The following is a 19,986-nucleotide window of genomic DNA, read 5'->3' as shown; positions in this document are numbered from 1 at the left end:
CGCAAAATTGATGCATCGAATACTGATTTATTTCCCTGAAATGGGATCTTGCCTATAAAAGAGATCAATCACCCATTCATCATTGCTTACTTCTTCGAATTCTCTTTCTTTAAAATCGAAAGAAAAGGTATGATTGTATGCTTGGAACCACAGTGGATGAGTTTGCGATTTTCGATGCGAACGCTGAAAGCGTTTTCCACATCGTTATTAACATTATGTGGAAAACTGAAGTTTTACTTCATTTGCAAGCTCCCCTATTAAAAGATACGCGAGAATATTATGTACAACTTATTGGCAAATGAATTAAGTCAAGACATTGATGAAACAATTGCGTCCATGTAATTTTTCCCAACCATCTATTTTATTCGAATAAAGGTACCGTTAACATAATCAAGTTTCTGCGTGCAGTAGTTTGTTTCAGGTCCCGATACCAAAATCCCTCCTATCGCACCTAACAGCACGGAAGCCGCAACGACGTTGCTTGCAGAAGCAGTTTCCTTTACAGGCCCGACAAAAATAAAATCGTCATCCTCTTTGATTAACGCATAAAATTGATCTTGACTTGAAATAAAAGGATTACCATTGTACACCACTGCATAATAATCTTTTGCATTTAACTTTTTAAGTTTCCCTTTTTCATTTTCTTTAAAGAATCCCAAATACAAATCCCCATCTTTTAATTGTGCAGGCCCACCTGAAGGTTTTTGACGCACAAACTCTTCGTAGGTGAGATAAAGTCCATCTTTATAAGTGGACGTATTGTATAACGCTAATTGTCTCTTTTGATCAGAATCGTAATTTTCAATTTGACTTAGGGTGTAAAGTTTTGTGGTATCGCCTTCTTTGCTTAACACATCACAGATCAAATTATTGACAACGTCGCTAGTACGTGCCAAAGTCGCTTTGGTTACATCCATCCCTTTCACTATAATAGACGTATCTACCTGAGCAACTTGCAAATAATTTCCATTTCCTTTCTTAGCAAATAAAATTGCTCTAAAATCCAAGAATCCTTTTTCGGAAAAAGCACCCGTCAATTCCGAAATACAAAATTTTTCAAGGCGCATTAGTAATTCGTCGTCGGCTTTGCGGCTTGCTGTCATATCTTCCAATTGGCGCTGCAGTTGCTTTTCCAATGATGGTTCAGCCACTAAAAATCGATTTGCGTTGAGCATACCTACTTGTATGACGCCGAGGTTATCTTTTATTTCTCGTGCATCGTATAGCCTTATTTTGCCATACTTAGCATGTTCAACTACTTTATTCGGTTTCTTAAATTGGAATGGTCTGCTTTTTTGTTGCGCTTGAATGGCAACAGTTTGTATAAGAAGAATGAATAGGGAAATAATGTATCTCATTGTCATTAAATTTCAGAAAATAGGCTACAACTAAGTTATGCTAATATTTTCTTTTCTGCAAGGCACCTATCGACTTATCAATCGTACGCTTTCTTCACATTTCGCTATCTCAGTCTCTACAGCAAGTTTAAACAGACGATTTTACAAAAGCATAAGGGTAAGTTAACTTTGCGTAGATAACAAGAAGGATTTTAATCGAAAGGTGATAGTGTATAAATCTATTATCGGAATGACAAAAACCCTCTCAAAAACATTTGAGAGGGTATAATTACATAAACTTAAGAAACTATTCTGAATATAATAGATTTTAGCTTTGTGGAACTAATTTGATTGTTCCAGCATCATTGGTAAAGTATCCCTTCGCATAGCTACCTGTTGGTTCTACATACTTCAATTCTCTAAACTTCACTCCATTGACGTCATATTCTGTGTAAAATTCAAGTCCAGTAGGGATATAACGATAGGCATATGGTTTTGAATTTCCAGCGATCAATAGTGCTCTCTTCGTTGCCGCTGTTGCAAATGTTGCAGGAAAAGATTCAGTTCCTACTTCAAATTTGTAATTTGAAAAGGCATGGAATTTTGTAAGTGCAGAACGATATGTTGCAACAATTGTGGTAGCCTCTGAAGATTTGATTGGAACCATCACAACCTTATTGTACGACTTTCTACCTTCCATAACAATGGAATCAGCTGACGCTTTTGTTACCAAGAAATCATTTTCACCTTTCATTCCTTCATTAACGGAACCGATTTGCGCCGTTAAGAAACCAGGTAATTGATATGCACTTGATTTATTAAAATACCCTGGCAAAGCAAAATAATGAAAAATACGATTATAGGTATCGAACGTCAAAATTGGCCCCGCCCCCGGAACCACTATGTAAGTGCTAGTCTGTGCAGCCAAAGTCGTCATGTCACCTTCCACAGTCACATCGACCGAATTGGTAAATTTTGCAAATAATGTATAACCACCAAATTCCAATGCACTGCTAGGATAATATTTAATCATCCAACCATCTTTATTAGTCTGCAACATTGCATATACATTGGATACACTTGCATTCAAACGATCAGTCGGACTTTCATCAAAGATTCGATCCATTTTCTTTTCACAACTTACGCTCAAAGATAAAATGGCTATTGCGAATATAAATAGTTTTAATTTCATTTTTCTTAATTTAAAGTTGTTTGATCAAACGTACTAAGTTTAGGATAACGAGCAATAATATTAGCCCGTAAAATGTCCATATCGATTCCCCATTCGGATTTCATATAGCTTTTTACAATAGCTAATTTTGATAATATCAATGTCCTTCCCGCTGCTGTCGAATTTTCGACATTCAACATCGCATCAAAATCAGCCTGACTTCGTGTAACATAGAATGAATACAGTTCAGCAAAATCTTCTGTATCAGCCTTAGAAGCATAAGGTGATATAAAACCTGCCGCTATAGCGGATCCAATTCCGACTGGACTATTAGGGTATTTTGTATTCCACTCATCTTCAATATAGTTACTTCCCGAGATTTCTCTAAAATTGCTCGGATAGGGTTTATTTTGATTTAAAATATGTTGAAATTCATGGTGTACTGTCTTAAAGAATCCGTTATTCAAAAACTGGGAATTTTTACCAGTAGTTTCATTCAGCTCCAATAAATTGTACAGTGAAACTTTCGTGCCGGATTCGGCTGTACCTAGTATAATGACACCGTTTGTTTGTACAGGTACAGAGCCTGTATAAGTAATGATCTTTGGAAAATTACTTCTTAAAAACTGGGTACTTCCAGTTACTTCACTATACGGATCCATTACCAAGAACAACATTAGTTTTGACAAACGAATAGAAGCGTCATAAGGAGCTGGCACCAATCGATAAGTCATATTGGATTCGTTGTCATTATATTTATAAAATATCTGTACGTTATAAGGCTTCGTATAGTTGTTGTACAAATAGTTGTCTAAAGCATTTTTCGGGATCTCTGAATCTACAAAAACACTTTTCGAATCTAACTTATCCTCTTTATTACAGCCTGAAAACATCACGCCACAGGATAATAATATTGATATTAATAGGGTATTGTTTTTCATATTATCTAGGATTAGGAGTTAAACCTGCATTAATAACATCTTGCGGCAATTGGATAGCACGTCTTTTATCACGTTTGGTAAGTATATTATCTGTAACCGTATATGTTAGATTACCATTATATACAGCCGGTGCCTCCCTTCTTGCAATTTCTATTCCGTAACGTTTCACATCAAACCATCGCATACCAGTTTGTAAAAATTGTAGCCGTTTTAAAGATAATACGGCATGAAGCATATTTTCCTGCGTACCAGGCTCAATGGAAAATTCTGGATTCAATTTTTTCTTTGGGGTAGGTGTGGTTGGCGTAAAATAATCAAACGAATTTGCCCAATTATTAATTGAAGCTTCACTTACTGTTGCAGGAGCATTGATCGTATTATTGTCAATATGGATTTGCATATCAGAGAGCGCTGCACTATAATTTTTCAAATGAATATTCGCTTCCGCCCGATTAAGTAGGGCTTCTTCCGATACGATTGGGGCATAAACGCCTTTTGTATAACCGATACCTGCAACTTGATCGGTATATTCAAACATTCGCGCCACATGTGGAAAAATAACTTTATTTGTTGTAGTACTGGAATAAATTGCAGCTTTAATTCTGTAATCAGTACTTACCTTAGCCTGTCCGAAAGGTTGCTTGGCAAAGATAGTTTCTGTCATAGCGATACTACCACCGTGTGCTAACCTATTGTTTGTAGAATAATTTCCAAACGTTTGCCCCATAGAAGAAGATGCCGTAGCAATCAGAAAATTTGCTTTAACAGAACTCGCATTGTACTCGCGCGTAAAGTTTGCATAAGTCGCTGAGAAAGTAGCTATTGTCTTATAATCCCGTAACGTGATGGCTGGGTTTTCACCTAAAGCCAATGTCGCATACTCCACTGCCTTGGTCCAATCTTCCATAAACAAAGCAACACGAGATGCGAATGTATAAGCGGCTGCACGATTAAAATGATATTTTGCTACACTTGAATTCGCGTACGAAGCATCATTAATTAATGGTAACCCTTCTTCCACATCTTTTTTAATATAATCATAAACCTCTGCGACAGTATTACGCTCATACTTAGGGTTTAAAGTAGTTTCCCCCTTTGTCATATAAGTTATACCAAGATCAGTTGTCGCATGTGTCTTTGAATAATTCTGAGCAAAAACATTGACAAGTATCCAATGATTATAGGCTCTAGCCAACAATGCCTCCCCTTTTTGTGCACTGAGACTAGCAGGATTTCCTTGTTCTTCAATTGCCTGTAAGGCAGCATTGGCACTGGCTATTGAACCATAGCATGCACCCCAAATGCGCTCAATGCCGTCGTTATTCGTCTCCGATATATCCTGCCATTTATAGATTTCTTCTATAAATCTCGGATAGTTTAAATATACCGGACCAACATCGTCGACATTGTCTGACGACAGCTCAGTAACAACAACGTAAGCGCTGCTAGGATAAGCCCCTACAAGCATTTTACCTATTTTGTCTGTGGTATTCAACTCGGCTCTATTATCTGGCAATTCATCAAGGTACTTTTTACAGGACGATAGGCCCATCGCCGTTAAACCGGCAAAAATCAGTATATATGATAGTCTATTTTTCATATGCTAAAATCCCATTTTTAAGGTTAATGTATATTGTTTTGCAATTGGTAAAGCTACACCGCCTGAATTAACGAATTCTGGATCCTGTCCATTTAGACGCTTATCTGCATAAATCAACCATGGATTCACCATATTGAAACGTACACCTAGATTAGACATCTTTAAGGACTTAACGATATGTTTCGGTAATTCATAAGCTAATGATATATCTTTCAAGCGAATAAAGTCACCTTTTGCAACAGTCTCTGTAGAATAGTTGTAGGCATTGTACGCATACCTATACTGACTGTTATTTCGAATAAAACGAGAATCCAAAATGACAGGTATATTGGTACGCGCTTCTTCACCAGGAACTGTCCAGGCATCTGCAAACTCTCTCGGCATGGCATCTAAATCTGTGTAACCTGTTTTATACGCAGGATCCAATCGTACGACATTTCCAAAAGAATAGGTAAGAAATATATTCAGTTTAAAATTTTTGTAAGAGAATACGTTTCCAAAGCTTCCCATATCTGTTGGTTCGGTAGGACCTTCATACTTTAAGAACCCAATATTATTTCTTTCCTGAAAATAGACACCTGTAGTTGTTTCAGCGCCATCGATGTAATTATAAATTGGTAATCCGTTGTCAATAATACGGTTGAAAGGAATAGAAAATAAGGGGCGTACCGGATAACCTTCTACACCGTATCCACCTAGCGCAATTAAATCAGAAACTCTGCTGTTATTTTCCAATGAAGTAATTCTATTCTTCGCCTTTGAATAGATAAAATTCGATACCCAAGAGAAATGCTCCTTTTTCAATATTGTAGCAGATAAGCTAAGCTCAATACCATTAGATTCCATATCTGCCACGTTACCGTACTTCAAGATTTCTCCTCCTAATCCCTGAGTATTGACTATGCCTATAAGATCGTAATTTTTACGTTTGTAATAATCCACATCTATGGCAATACGATTTCGGAACAAACCAATTGAAGTACCAATATTAAGTTCGTGCTTTTTCTCATAGGTCAACTCAGAGTTTTCAAGATCCGAAATAGAAAGACCAGTTTCTTTATCAGCTGTACTTGGTCTCCATGGATTATAGCTTTGAATGATAATTTTCGAATTGGTTACAAAGTCTGGCCCCCTATCAGCAGTCAAACTATAGGAACCTTTAAAACTCAGGTTTGAAAAAGGCGTCTCCAAGTTTTTAAAGAAATCCTCTTCCATCACATTCCACATACCCGAAACATTCCATGTAGGCATCCAACGCGCAGATGTTGTACGTCCTAAGCGATTTGTACCTTCATAACGAAATGTTCCATTGACAGTATAACGATTGTCAAATGTATAATTCGCTGTACTATAAAAAGCAACCTGTCTATTTCGCGCAGGGGCCACATCACCGTTCTTTTTACGATCTATAGAATAGTAATCAGCATTTTCTTCTTGATTTTTCTTAAATAAGGTGTAATCAATATATGGAATCTCTCCTAGATCATATTGCAAGCCCCAACCTCTAAACCAGTTTTGATTACGATTTACAGAATTAGATTCGGCTCCCGCAAATACATATAATTTATGGATATCGTTGAATGTCTTATCATAAGCTGCAGTAAAGCGCAAATCACGGGTAAACATCTTGTTGTCTGTACGATTATATATCCCTCCAGCAGGCAACACAGAAACTGGAACAGCATAGGGATTACTTGGATCAGTATATAAGAAAGGATTTGCATCACGAATAAACGTTGTTGGCATCCATCGGTAAGCTAATGCCTGATTCGAATGATCCTTGATATAATGCTGCTGCGAAGTTTGTTGATAGCGTGTTGCAGCTAATAACCCTAGTTCAAGTGCTTTGATGGGCTTCCACTTTAGTTCCCCCTGGAATTTTATATCAGCAGCATTGATATCCATGTAATTGTTGTCTAACTCATGCAGGATATTAAATGGAGCATAATTCCGTGTATAGAACTCGTTAGGATCAAGGGTACGAGAATTCCTTAATGCATAGGTATATGGGTTGATATCAAAGTCTCGCTTAATTTCCATCGAGACCCGATCCACTGATGAACCTATCGTACCTGGTGCTCTTTGATCCCTATAAGAACCATTTGTTCTTAAATCCAATTTTAGGTTATCGAACAAATTATAGGATGCATTAAACATCCCAGTATAGCGCTTCACATCCGATTTGCGCGTCCAGCCATTATCAAAAACACCACTTATAGAGGTATAATATTGTGCTCTATCTGTACCAGAAGAAAGGCTGACCGAGTGATTTTGCATGATTGTCCGGCTGAACAACTGTTTAAACCAGTCTGTATTACGGTATTCAGCTTGTCTTAGGTAGGCGTTTCTTGCCTCCTGTGTATTTTCTAACTGTCCCGCTTTGATCAACTGATACATTTTCCCATACACTCCTGATTCGGACCTATTTGCCACATCGGACATTGTAAGCCATCCTCTCTGCTCAAGTGTCTGATAGAAAGCCATTTGCTCCTGCGAGTTCATGATATTAAAATTATTATAAGAAGGAATAGCTCTGGATGTAAACTCTCCTACATAGTTTGCAGAATTTCTACCGGCAATTCCTTTTTTTGTTGTAATAACAATAACACCACCCATCGCCCGAGCACCGTAAATGGATGTCGCTGAACCGTCCTTAAGAACGGTGAAAGACTCGATGTCGTTCGCATTCAATCCAGCTACGGCAGAACTGATCAACGTCAATGCATCTCCGGAAGAAAGATCATCCGATGAAACATTCGCCACATCCTCTATTATGATTCCATCGACTACCCAAAGTGGTTTTGAACTACCATAAATCGAGGTCGCCCCACGAACTCTGATTTTTGGTGCTGATCCAAATGTTCCTGTTGTGTTCTGTACTGATACACCGGCAACACGACCTTCCAAAGCTCTCGAAGGGTCAGGAAGCCCTCCTAGTTCAATATCTTTCATATTGACTTTAGCGGTAGCACCTGTAAAAGTTCTCTTGTCGATCCTAGCTCCAAGACCTGTCACAACAACCTCATCTATCTGCTTTTCATTAGAATCCAGTATAATGGCAACTACACTTCTATTATTGACTTCAACCTCAGTATTGCTAAATCCAACATAACGAACAACTAATGTTGAATTTCCGCCTGCGTTTATCTTAAAATGTCCATTTGCATCAGTTTGGGTAGAAATGGAGGTACCTTTAACCGTAATTGTAGCACCGGCCAAAGGATTTCCGTTAGCATTTTTAACGGTTCCAGTGACAGATTGTTGCAAGTTCTCTGAAACTTCGCTCTTTTCGTTACTGTTAACGGAAATCGTATTTGCTATAATCTTATACTCGATATTTTTATTTCCTAGTATCGAGTTCAACGCCTCTTCCACAGACGCATTTTTTAGGTCGACTGTAATACGAGATTTAGCGTTTAGGTTTTCGCTATAGAGAACGCGTAAGTTGGATTGTTTAGAGATCGCAGAAAGCGCCTCCTCAATCCGTGCATTCCTCATTTTCAAAGTAACTTTTTGTGCTGTTCCTTTTGCATGGACGCCAGTTACAAATGCGAATAAAAGGCATGTACTAATTTTCATAATACGTAAGGGTTTGCAAAACCGATGGTCTTGAGGTAACAAGGACCAGGCTTTGCTTAATGGTAAGTTATTCATACATTTACATTTTGTGGTTAATTAGGTAATTAATAGTTCACTTTAAAAGTTATGAGCCCTTTGATCACATTTCTGAACAGGGATGCGCCAACATTCCTGTTCTCTTTTTTGGGGCATTTTAATGATTGGGTAGTAAAGTTATATCATAAGCCTTGGCAAATTAATTTTATGTCTATTTAAACAACTTAAATTTTATTCTCGATAATCAATTCTTTTCCACGAATCTCAAATTTAAGATCGCTGACGTAAGATAGCATTTCCAATACCTGTGAAAGTTTTACATCTCGCTGTATGCTGCCGCTGTATTCTTTATTAAGTTTAACATTACCTCTAAATTTCACCTCTAGATCGTACCAACGGGAAAGTTGATGGGCAATATTTACTATGGTTTCCTTTTTAAAATAAAACTCATTATTATGCCAAGCTAAATCTTGCAATATATCAGCTTTTCCTTTTATAAGGTTACTTTTCGAAAGCGAGGCAAATTCTCCAGGATTTAATTCAAGCGTATTATCCTTCTGCCTTACTTCAACCTTTCCTTCAACTAATGTTGCTCGAATATCATCGTGATAAGCAAAAACATTAAAGTGAGTTCCCAACACCTTAATTTCACCAGCTTTTGATTCAACGAAAAAAGGTTTGCTAGGATCATGTGCCACTTCAAAATAGGCTTCGCCTTCTAAACGTACTCTCCTCTCATTTGCTGAGAATTGTGCTGGAAATGTTAGATTAGACTGCGCATTCACCCAAACTTTAGTACCATCACTCAATGTGATTTTATAAAAACTAGCCCGCGGTACAATTAAAGAATTCAGGGAAGATTCGAGCTTATTTCTGCCATTTTTAACAATCAATTCTGCAGCATTCCATACAAAAGTTTTATCGCTATTGTAACCATTCGGTTTAGTATTGTTTAGCCTAACTTCTTTGCCATCTGCCATACGTAAAACAGCTCCACTTTTCGCTGGCGCTACATCTTGACTTAGGTTTAGAGCCGAAATGCTGCCATCATTATCTTCTTTTTCCATTTGGCTGTACCATAGATAGAAGAAACTAGATAATAGCACCAGTGAGGCAGCAATACCAATAAACCATTTATTGTACGATCTATTATTTTTGTTAGTAAGCCTATCCCATGCTTTATTTGCATCTAACTGCCCAACAATAGCTAGATCTTGTTCAATATTCTTCGCTCTTTGAAATGAATCCAAAAGCCGTCTGTTATGGTCACTAGCTTGTAGCCATTCTTCAAATTGATTTTTCTCCTCTTCGGTCAATTGACCATATAGAAATTTTTGAAGAAGACGGGAGATATGTCCTGAGTTTTCCATCATTTTGTAGAATAAAGAAACTTAAGACAGGCAAAAGGGTGACAAGAATTTAAATATTTTTTAACAAAAATATAATAAACGGCAAAAACTCAGGATTTAGTCGCTTTAAAAGCATTTTCATACCGCGTTGTTTTTGAGTTTTTACGGTATTAACACTAATTTTCAGTTCCTCGGTTATCTCAAGATTTGATAAACCTTCCAAATATCCAAGACGAAATACCTGTTGACATGACAAAGGCATTTGTTCGATAATTTTATAAATTTCTTGAATAACCTCACTATGAATCATATTTAATTCGAGGGCGATATTATCCTCTTCCGTAAAACCGACTACATTCCAATATTTTTGCCGAACTTTCTCATGACGAATATGATTATAGCATGCAAAACGGACAGCACTATACAAATAGTTTTTTATAGCAATATCATTATCACTGACCTGTTCTGTATTTTTAAAGTAAGCGATGAAGGAATCTTGCACCAGATCTTCCGCGACAGCTAAATCTCCGACAATTTTCCAGGCAAAGTGGCAAAGCCCATTATAGTGTGTTTTAAATAATATTTCTTCCTTCTGCATAGTTAGATATCTTCCAAACTACAAATCGTACTTCATAGTGGAAATTTTTAGGACATATAAGTACATCTGATCAGGATGCTTAATAATTGCGTCGTAAAAATGCTTAATATTTTTTATTTTCTGCAAAAAAAAGTTAGCAAGGAAAAATTGAAACCATATTTTGTCCATGTAAATCTAAAAAAACAGATCAAAAAAATAAAAGCTAATTGCCTTAGGGGAAGTAAAACGGAAAAAATAGAGCAGTTTAGAAAATGAGATCGTTCCCGAGACGAGAGTTTTAATTGTAACAAGACACTTCCCGTTTATTTATATCCAACGGATATCCCAATAATTATCTATGTATAATGATAAATTAGTAGCAAGCTAGTACGATACAATATACGAAATTCTCGGATAAAAGGACCGAAATAGTATAATAAAGTATGCTCAAAACTATAGATTATTTACCTTATACAACATCTATATTGGGTGTAATCTGTTTTAGCTCATTGATAAATTCGGTAGCATTTTCTGGATCAACAAATACGTGGTCAACCACATTATAACGTAAGACCATTCCTCTTCTGTAAGGTTTTAAAACTGTAAGGCCCATTGATCCAAACCAGTCAACCTTATTTGTTTCTAATTTGTGTATAGATCTAATATCTATCGATCTTACACCAGAGATCGTCTTAATGAAAAGATGTTGACCTTCAATCCAATAGCGTTTAAAAAAAAATGTAAAATACCAGATTGATAGACATATGCCAAACAAGAGTAATGTGCCGATATAGAGTCCTTTTTCAAGTCGCTCAAATAACAATATTCCAATAAATATGATCACGACTATTCCCCAAACGTAGCTTCCAAAATTTATGTGCGTTTTAAAGATTTTTTTCATTCCTAATAATTTTTTAATGGATCAGTTATTTTAATTTCTGACAGCTAAATCTCGCTTGACAGTAATTGAAAATAAATTGTATACTTGGTGATACTGTTCGAAATCATCTTTCGTGTTCACCAATATATGATAGATATGAGGGATGACTTCGCTGTTAATATTGTTTTTCATAAAGATTATCTCTTCCTGTAACAATGCGGCCTTGACATTTACCAGCCAATCCTTTGCTAAGAACGCATTTATTCGCGCTGAATCTTTGAATAATTTAAGATCATTGAAATGTGTTGCTACTTTCCGAAGACTGTCTTTCTGTTGTCGATTTTTTGCCTTATAATAATCCAATAAAGTTAAGTATTCATTATAGAGTTTATTGTTTTCTCCATCGGATACGACCGCCATTTTAATTGATTCGCCTCCATTCTTAGCTAACAACAGTTCTTGTAGTTGATCTTGGTGATAGACGCTATCAAATAACAGTTTATAATTATTGGACTCTTTTGAATCGAACCAAAATGTAGTTGACATATAATATTTTGGTGTGCCGAGCTCGGGCTGACGAGCAAATCTTTCCATCTCTTGGGGTCTTACAACATCCCTATCCCATGAAAGGATAATTTGATAGATACCTTTTTCCAAATTCTTTACTCTTAACGCAAAATTCAGAGATCTTATCGTATCACACAACACTTTTCGCCCTGTTTTGACTTGAAAAAGATCCACATAAATAGGGGGCGAAACATTAAATTCACCGCTTAAGTTCCATGGACCAGAAGTTTCGCAACGAGTAAACATGAGAAAAAAAGATAATAACAAGCTGTATTTCATCAAAATTTGAATTCTTATAATCAGTATTGTCTCTATAAGCATTAGAAACAATACTGATTTTCCGATATTAATACATAATTAATTACTTAGTTTCACTAATTTTCCATAGAAAAACGAATTCGGATTATTTGTTTTTATCAATCCTCCCACTCCTCTTACTTTGGGATCTGAACTCGCGACATAATCCAGCTTAAATTCAGCATTTTTGAAATAGCTCTTAATATCACTATGTATCCATCCTAAGTCATTTTGAACTTCGTTGGATAGTTTAATTATATTATCAGTCATTACATAATCGTAGCCGACGTCAACGCGGTAATTATAACCATTAACAAAAAACCACACTTCTAATTTAGCTTTTTGCGAACTAACGAGTCGGAAGGTCATGGAAACCATTTTCACACCCCATCCGTTGTAGGTATTGATTTGCTTTGCCCATATATCATTAAAAGCCGAATTTATGCCACCAGGCAAAGTTGCTCCATCAATTTGAATAGAATTGTAGGTGTCGCGATAACCAAAAAACGCCGTAATTGGCAATACAGGTACAGCGTTCGACTTAATTTCATAGGGTTTATTGGACGAATCTAATAACATAAACTTGCCATCTTGCATCTTTGCCTTTACAATCGTCAAATCGCCCAACACTACAGGCTCAGCAAAATTTAGTCCACCTAGATCAAAATTGTATTTACCAATCTTGGAAACAATTTCCTTACCTGAAATATATGTAAGAGAGGCTGTCCTACTCTCATCACTAAACGATACCGAAATCTTACTTTCTAGTGAGGGAATTTGTAGATATAAGTTGGGATTAGCATCTGTATAATTTAGCAGTTGACTTCTGCTTTTACCAAAGCCATTACTCAGATACTGTTGACTCTCACTGGCGGTTGCTTTCACCAAGATCATTGATTTCTGAAATTTACGTCCCTCAAAAAACAACGTATCTCCATGATTTTTAATATAATTAAACTCGATATCACTTCCCATCCCCTTTCCTGGCTGCCCATTGTAGGTAGCTGGGTTCGGATCTTCAAGCATAGTTAAATAGGTGTAGGTATCAAAAGAAAGTGTAGAAGTCATGATTTGACGTATCCGGTACGTCGACTCTTTCTCTTTTGAAGCCGTCTCTTCATCTAGATCAGCAACCATTTTCACGCGGTCATTTTTACCAAACTGCATATAAAAACCATAGGCTCCGGCATACTCGGTTACTAATGATCCCTTCCAACCATAAGGAGATTCGACAAGCATCTTTCTGACATAAGAAAGTGTGTCTGCAATACGGGAGTCAGGATCCTTTTCAAATTCCAAAGCAACTTCTTTCGGCTTATTACAACTTACTGTCAGTAAAACCAAAAATATAACATAAAATATCTTTTTCATACGGTAATTTTCTAGGTTAATTGGCCAAATAAGTAAGAATTCAATCTCGTATACCTATTCATACTCAAAGTATATTCAGTATAGAAATCAGTACAAAAAGGATCATATTTACCTGATGAAATCAATACAGAAGTATAATCCGTGCTATGATATTCTTCAACCATGACCCTTTGAAATTCATTTTGCAATTGCGTGACGTCAATGTTAAAATACTTTATCATATAATCTCTTACAATAGACTCCTTTTCCTTGAATTTCTTATAAGCTGTTTCACCCGATTGTGATGCATAATCATCATAAAACTTTTGTCCTCGAACGACCAGATGTGAAAGTGTTTCAGCAAAGTCCTCACCAATCGACTTACGCGCATACGGACTGATAAATCCCAAAGATCTAGCTTTTGCCTCGGTATTTTCAGCCGCAGTCCAATCTGCATAATAATCTCCTACACAGACTAAACCAAATTCGCCTGGTATAAACCGATTTTGATTTAATATGTGTGTAAATTCATGGTGTATTACCTGTAGATTTCCAATCACAGAACTGGCATCGTTATCATTCAGTCCATTGAGACCGTACAATGTAATTCTTCTTCCCCCATCTGCCGTACCTCCTTTCACAGAGCCATCAGGATCATAATCACCAGATCCAAAAAGTGCAAATTGCTTCGGCGTATAGAGTTTAATAAATTTAGAGCCGCCAATTTTACCATATACCTCCAAAAATCCCTTGAGTACGATTTTCATTTGCGGGATTACTTTCGATTCATCGGCCGGTGCTATATTTTTATTAATATCATGCATATTCCGCTGATATCTATAAATAACTTCGATGTTAAATGGATCTGTCAGATTCGCGCTGATCCAATTGTCGATAGTACCAGGAACGAAAGTATCGTAATTTTGTAAGGTATAATTTAATTTATCTTCTTTCGAACAGGAAAAAATTAATCCAATTAGACCAATCCCTGTAAATAGTTTAAAAATGATCTTCATGACTTATCTTGGGTTTAGTTCAACACCTGCTAATTTAGCTTCCTGAGGGATTTGGAATACCCTTCTAGGATCATCGGGTTTTAATTCAATAAATGTTTCTCGTTCATCGCTTCCTATGACATTGTGCTTGACCGTTATCCCTTTACGAATAATGTCAAGCCACCGTAGTCCCATGGACATAAATCCAACATGTTTAAATTGCAATACTGTTTTAACAAGAGCTTCTTTGTCATCAGTGACGTCGAAAAATTGCTTTGATTTAGCCACTGTAACAGCATAATCAGTTGAATTGTAGTTGTCGATCCTATTGCGTGCAAATAAATTGAGATCAGCTAGTGCCCCGTTTACATTGCCTAATTCGGCATAAGCTTCTGCTCGATTTAATAAAGCCTCATCTGACATTAGTACCGGAACCATTAACATAGGGAACCCTGTATTGGCGGTAGGGTTCGTTACATACCAAAATTCCTTCCATATATAGGTTGTGTAATGTGGAGAGCCATAACTTACACCAAAATTGTAGAGCTTCGCTCCTGCAGCAGTCATGCTATTATAAATATTTTGTACGACACTAATTCCCATAGCATAGCGATTGTCCCACCAGCGCTGATAACCGCTATACGTTTCTGTAATCAACAAATTATAGGGTTGTGTAGCCTTGGTAATCTCTGTACGGGCAGCCTCAAAGCCTAATGATTTTAAAGTTGAGTTATAAGGAACAAGCTTGCCTACATAATTACCTCCAAAAATCTTATTTGCGTTATCCACCACTTTTTGCCATTCGCCTGTGAACAGATAAAAACGAGAAGCAAAAGCATGCGCGGCTTCGGGCGTAAAATGGTACTTCGGAACATCCCACAAACCATTCCCTTGATCCAATAAGGCCAATCCCTCTTCTAAATCTTTACGGATATTGTCATATGTAGACTTAACTGTACCTCGATCATATTGCTTTATTAAAACCGTTTCTGGATCTTTCACATACGGTATTCCTGGAGAATCATTCGATGCATTCGATTTGAAGTCATATACTTTAGCAAAGTAAATCGCCAACATAAAATGACAATAAGCCCTGGCCACAAGTGCTTCTCCTTTATAGGCCAGAACCTCGTCACCAAAATTATTTTTTTCTATAGCTGCTAGGGCATGATTTGCTGCAGCTATTGCTTCATAACAGGAATTCCAGTACGCTGTAGGAGAGTCCGTATCATCACCTATGATATCTTTCCATTCATAAAGAGCAGGTACCGGTTGATAAATACCTCCAACACCTTTGTCCTCCACATTGTCAGAGTAGGTCTCAGCCATGGCCAATGAATTTCTTCCAGGATAGGCTGATGCCACTAATCTTTTAACTTTATCTACCGTATTGATCTGAGCACGCATATCCGGCTCTTGATCCAGATATTTACTACATCCGCTAAATAGAAAAACAGACGTTAGCAATATATATTTAATCGTATTTAATTTCATAATATAATTATTTAGAATCCTAACTTCACCGATAATGTAATTTGCTTAGGCACTGGAAGAGCGACACCTCCATTGCTGTAAAACTCTGGATCCACGCCATTCAATTTCCTATCAGCATGTAATAGCCATAAATTATTGCCCACTAGATTAAATTGAGCAGTCCTGAATTTTATACGTGACACCAATTCCTTGGGTACGTTGTAGCCTATAGAAAGTTGAGACAAACGGATATAATCACCTTTAGCCACTCGTTCAGATGAATAGTTATAAGCATTATACGTGTAATTAGCAGCATTCCTTTCGCCTAAAAAGTTCTTAACATCGAATTCGGCGGACAAAGGATCAAGTGTCGACGGGATTACGGTTAAATATTCATCCCCATGAAAAATAAAGCGATTTACGAGATCTTTCGATACATTGTACATATCCAAGTAAGACGATGAATAACTAGGTTGTAATCTGACCTTATTACCAAAAGCAAATTTCAGTAAAAAAGAAAAACTGAAATTTTTATATTCCACTCGGTTATAATAACCACCGGCTATGGTCGGATCTACTGGTCCTTCATATTTCAAGAAATCTGTTTCATTATCTTGAAGCCAAAAATAGGTCGTTCCGGGCGTACCGTCAGTACCAATGAACATCGGATAACCGCTTCTCGCATTAAGCTTATCGAAATCAATGGAGTATAATCCGCGATGCGGATTTCCAAGTTTAGCTCCCCCCTCCGCGGACACCAAGTCCCAAATATTTCTGGTAACATTCAGCTTAGTAATTTCGGTTCTATTGTACCCAAATGTAAATTGCGTTCTCCATGTAAAGCCTTGCGGATCTTTAAATGGATAACCTCCAATTTGAATATCCACACCGTGGCTTTTCATATCCGCGTAATTACCATATTTCTCAAATTGACCTCCTATTCCTGAGGTTCGGATAGGACCAATCAGATCAAAAATATTCCTTTTGTAATAATCAACATTCAGATCTATTCGGTTCTTTAAGAAACTCAAATCGGTACCAACATTGAGCTCATACATTTTTTCCCAAGTCAGCTCCGAATTTTCTAAACCGCTGATATTAATCTTCCCCTCTTTTTCTGACTCGTACGGCCGATAAGCCACGGCATTATAAAACACTGCAGATGAGTTTGAAGCATTCCCCATATTGGCGACTAGGCCATATGTACCGCGCAAACGTACATGAGAAAGAATATTACTATCCTTGTTAAAAAAATTCTCTTGATCAATATCCCAGGCTCCCGATATATTCCAGGTTGGCAACCACCGTGCGACGCTTGTGTGTCCCATTTTATTGGAGCCATCATATCGTGTGGTAAAGTTCAAAGAGTATTTATCTTTATAATTATAAGCTCCACGGACTGCATAAGCTAACTTTCGATCGTAATTGTAGGCCATTCCGAAGGGTACATTTCCACTTTCAATAGCATACTTATAATACCGATAAGTAGGCATAACGAGATTTCCATTATCATATTCGATGCCTGGGCCATTAAAATCATGGTTTTGCTTATCGGCATACTGCAATTCATAGGTTCCAAATAAATTTAAACTATGATCATTCCATTTTTGATTATACTCTAAATTATGTCGCATGTAATAGCTAATCATATTATTGTTAGCGACATTAAAAAATCCTCCATTAGGCAATAGAACATATTTATCTGTATTCGGAAAATCCGGATCGGCATATAAAAAGCGATTTCCCGCATTAACGGTTTGATCGCCATTTGCCCGATATGCTTTCGACAAATTTGCATTTTCTGTTATCGTATGCTGTCTTTCTGAATTATAATAACGGTACATTCCATTTGCAGAATAGGTTAAGGAAGGTAGAATTTTGTAAGTTATCCCCCCCTGCACCTTGATATCCATCAATTTAAGTTTGATATAGTTATTATCAATTTCATTTAAGATATTAAAAGGGGCATAATCTCGATTGAAATATTCCAAGTTTCCGTTTTCATCATAAGGAGTGATGATACGGCTAGTATTAAGAGAATAAGAGTAAGGATTAATATCAAAATCACGCGAGTAAGTCCCGAAAACAGCATCTGAAACTCTATTTAAAGTACCTGGTGTCCGTTGATCGCGGATATTACTTTGAAAAATGAATTCCGTACTTAGTTTATCACTAATTTTATAATTGTTTCTAATATTGCCTGTAAACCGTTTCGCGCTATTACCTATTGTAAAACCGGAATCGTTCATAAAACTCGTAGAAGCATACGTTTGGCTCTTGGTAGTCCCGGTAGACATACTTAAAGAATGATCATGAACCAGAGACTGTTTAAATAATAAATCAAACCAGTCGGTATTGACATTCGTATAACGCTGTAAAAAATCATAGCGTGAAGGAGCATCATTTCTCAGATCAAAAGAATCCGTAGCTGGATTATACTGATACATGAGATTATACATCTTATTAAAGACTCCGCCTGTAGGAGAACGGGAGACTTGCGAATGATTCAAGTAGCCTTTATTTTCCATATCAATAATTAATTGCATCTGTTGCGCAGAATTCATGATATCGAACTGGCTATAATTGGGTTTTATATAGGTTGTAAAGTTGCCTGAATAATTAAAGTTAACAACTCCCTCAGTATTACGTCCTTTCTTCGTATTCACCACGACGACCCCGTTCATCGCTGCCGCACCATACATCGCTGTTGCAGCGGCATCTTTCAATACCGTGATCGACTCAATATCATCAGGATTCAAGCCCGCTACAGAGGACCCGAGTAAGGTATTTGCATCACCAGTGGATAATGCTTCGTTAGAGATATTGACAGCCTCATCCAAAATAACCCCGTCGATCACCCATAAAGGTTTATTATCTCCCGTTAAGGAAGTTGCCCCACGAACCCGGATTTTCGGAGCCGCACCAAATGTACCAGAGACGTTTTGCACAGAGACACCTGCCGCTTGCCCTTCCAGCATCCTAGAAATATCTGGAACACCGGCACGCTCAGCTTCCTTAGCGTCGATTTTGGATGATGCTCCAGTGAATAATTTACGGTCCAAATTTTGGTAACCTGTAGCAACAACATTAACCTCCTTTAACTTAAGGTCATCAGCCGTAAGCACCACATTCACGCTTGACTTGCCATCCACGGGAATTTCTTTGGTGCCAAACCCAACGTACCGCACTACCAAAACAGCCGATGAAGAAGCATTAATTTTAAAATGTCCTATATCATCAGTCTGTGTTGAAATAGAAGTGCCTTTTACGGTTACTGTAGCTCCACTCAATCCTTTGCCATCTTGACTTTTAACAGTACCAGAAACAACCTGTTGCTGCGTATTAAATTCGAAACGACCGCCCTCATCACCATTTACTGAAATAGTATTCGCAATAATCTTATAATCAATGTGATTATTGCGCAAGACAGAATTTAATGCTTCTTCTACCGAAGCATTTTTTAAGTTCACATTGACCCTTAACTTAGAATCAACGTTTTCCCCATAAAATAATTGCAAATTAGATTGTTTGGAGATCGCGTTCAACGCCTCTTCAATCCTTGCATTTTTCATCTTTAAAGTAACTTTCTGTGCAATGCCGTTGGCTTGAACTCCGGTCACAAAGGCAAAAAGAAGGCAGGTACTAATTTTCATAATACGTAAAGGTTTACAAAACCGTGGGTCATGAGGTAGCATTCGCCAAGTTTTGCCAAATGGTAAGTTATTCATACATTTACTCTTTGTGGTTAATTGGGTTTACTTAATTCGCTCTAAAATTTTTAGGCCTTTTGATCATTTCGGAACAGGGATGCTGCAACATTCCTGTTCTACTTTG

13 protein-coding genes are annotated in these 19,986 nt (G+C 37.1%); all 13 read right to left on the bottom strand.

The annotated features are described in order from the left end of the window. Positions 1-356 precede the first annotated feature (356 nt). The 13 genes from QE382_RS04455 to QE382_RS04395 all read right to left on the bottom strand — a co-directional run bounded on the left by QE382_RS04455 (position 357) and on the right by QE382_RS04395 (position 19,805). Entirely contained in the window at positions 357-1,358 is a 1,002-nt protein-coding gene (locus tag QE382_RS04455; RefSeq protein ID WP_307184853.1) for a hypothetical protein, read from the bottom strand. A gap of 307 nt (positions 1,359-1,665) precedes the next feature. Further along, positions 1,666-2,529: a DUF4302 domain-containing protein gene (locus QE382_RS04450; RefSeq protein ID WP_307184852.1), complete on the bottom strand. Its 864-nt coding sequence runs from the start codon at positions 2,527-2,529 to the stop codon at positions 1,666-1,668. Positions 2,530-2,534: 5 nt separating this feature from the next. Further along, entirely contained in the window at positions 2,535-3,449 is a 915-nt protein-coding gene (locus QE382_RS04445; protein ID WP_307184851.1) for a zinc-binding metallopeptidase, read from the bottom strand. Between the two features lies 1 nt (position 3,450). Next, positions 3,451-5,049: a RagB/SusD family nutrient uptake outer membrane protein gene (locus QE382_RS04440; protein ID WP_307184850.1), complete on the bottom strand. Its 1,599-nt coding sequence runs from the start codon at positions 5,047-5,049 to the stop codon at positions 3,451-3,453. A gap of 3 nt (positions 5,050-5,052) precedes the next feature. After that, entirely contained in the window at positions 5,053-8,628 is a 3,576-nt protein-coding gene (locus QE382_RS04435; protein WP_307184849.1) for a SusC/RagA family TonB-linked outer membrane protein, read from the bottom strand. Between the two features lie 260 nt (positions 8,629-8,888). Beyond that, positions 8,889-10,037 carry a FecR family protein gene (locus QE382_RS04430; protein WP_307184848.1) on the bottom strand — a complete coding sequence of 383 codons (1,149 nt, stop codon included), beginning with the start codon at positions 10,035-10,037 and terminating at the stop codon, positions 8,889-8,891. A gap of 46 nt (positions 10,038-10,083) precedes the next feature. Further along, positions 10,084-10,611, bottom strand: a complete 528-nt coding sequence (locus QE382_RS04425) for an RNA polymerase sigma factor (protein WP_293889574.1) — start codon at positions 10,609-10,611, stop codon at positions 10,084-10,086. A 448-nt stretch (positions 10,612-11,059) separates the two neighbouring features. After that, positions 11,060-11,491, bottom strand: coding sequence for a PH domain-containing protein (locus QE382_RS04420; RefSeq protein ID WP_307184847.1), 432 nt, complete (start codon positions 11,489-11,491; stop codon positions 11,060-11,062). A gap of 30 nt (positions 11,492-11,521) precedes the next feature. Further along, positions 11,522-12,283: a hypothetical protein gene (locus QE382_RS04415; protein ID WP_307184846.1), complete on the bottom strand. Its 762-nt coding sequence runs from the start codon at positions 12,281-12,283 to the stop codon at positions 11,522-11,524. A 111-nt stretch (positions 12,284-12,394) separates the two neighbouring features. Beyond that, complete coding sequence (locus tag QE382_RS04410) at positions 12,395-13,705, bottom strand: DUF4302 domain-containing protein (protein ID WP_307184845.1); 1,311 nt, start codon at positions 13,703-13,705, stop codon at positions 12,395-12,397. Between the two features lie 11 nt (positions 13,706-13,716). Beyond that, positions 13,717-14,700, bottom strand: a complete 984-nt coding sequence (locus QE382_RS04405) for a substrate import-associated zinc metallohydrolase lipoprotein (RefSeq protein WP_307184844.1) — start codon at positions 14,698-14,700, stop codon at positions 13,717-13,719. 3 nt (positions 14,701-14,703) lie between these two features. Then, positions 14,704-16,173, bottom strand: a complete 1,470-nt coding sequence (locus QE382_RS04400; RefSeq protein ID WP_307184843.1) for a RagB/SusD family nutrient uptake outer membrane protein — start codon at positions 16,171-16,173, stop codon at positions 14,704-14,706. A gap of 11 nt (positions 16,174-16,184) precedes the next feature. Then, entirely contained in the window at positions 16,185-19,805 is a 3,621-nt protein-coding gene (locus QE382_RS04395; RefSeq protein WP_307184842.1) for a SusC/RagA family TonB-linked outer membrane protein, read from the bottom strand. Positions 19,806-19,986 lie beyond the last annotated feature (181 nt).

The sequence above is a fragment of the Sphingobacterium zeae genome (assembly GCF_030818895.1).
Lineage (GTDB): Bacteria > Bacteroidota > Bacteroidia > Sphingobacteriales > Sphingobacteriaceae > Sphingobacterium > Sphingobacterium zeae.
This window is presented reverse-complemented; position numbering and strand designations above follow the sequence as displayed.

Excerpts from the sequence above, each read along its gene's own strand:
- QE382_RS04455 (WP_307184853.1), bottom strand. The coding sequence starts at position 1,358 with ATGAGATACATTATTTCCCTATTCATTCTTCTTATACAAACTGTTGCC.
- QE382_RS04450 (WP_307184852.1), bottom strand. The coding sequence starts at position 2,529 with ATGAAATTAAAACTATTTATATTCGCAATAGCCATTTTATCTTTGAGC.
- QE382_RS04445 (WP_307184851.1), bottom strand. The coding sequence starts at position 3,449 with ATGAAAAACAATACCCTATTAATATCAATATTATTATCCTGTGGCGTG.
- QE382_RS04440 (WP_307184850.1), bottom strand. The coding sequence starts at position 5,049 with ATGAAAAATAGACTATCATATATACTGATTTTTGCCGGTTTAACGGCG.
- QE382_RS04435 (WP_307184849.1), bottom strand. The coding sequence starts at position 8,628 with ATGAAAATTAGTACATGCCTTTTATTCGCATTTGTAACTGGCGTCCAT.
- QE382_RS04430 (WP_307184848.1), bottom strand. The coding sequence starts at position 10,037 with ATGATGGAAAACTCAGGACATATCTCCCGTCTTCTTCAAAAATTTCTA.
- QE382_RS04425 (WP_293889574.1), bottom strand. The coding sequence starts at position 10,611 with ATGCAGAAGGAAGAAATATTATTTAAAACACACTATAATGGGCTTTGC.
- QE382_RS04420 (WP_307184847.1), bottom strand. The coding sequence starts at position 11,491 with ATGAAAAAAATCTTTAAAACGCACATAAATTTTGGAAGCTACGTTTGG.
- QE382_RS04415 (WP_307184846.1), bottom strand. The coding sequence starts at position 12,283 with ATGTTTACTCGTTGCGAAACTTCTGGTCCATGGAACTTAAGCGGTGAA.
- QE382_RS04410 (WP_307184845.1), bottom strand. The coding sequence starts at position 13,705 with ATGAAAAAGATATTTTATGTTATATTTTTGGTTTTACTGACAGTAAGT.
- QE382_RS04405 (WP_307184844.1), bottom strand. The coding sequence starts at position 14,700 with ATGAAGATCATTTTTAAACTATTTACAGGGATTGGTCTAATTGGATTA.
- QE382_RS04400 (WP_307184843.1), bottom strand. The coding sequence starts at position 16,173 with ATGAAATTAAATACGATTAAATATATATTGCTAACGTCTGTTTTTCTA.
- QE382_RS04395 (WP_307184842.1), bottom strand. The coding sequence starts at position 19,805 with ATGAAAATTAGTACCTGCCTTCTTTTTGCCTTTGTGACCGGAGTTCAA.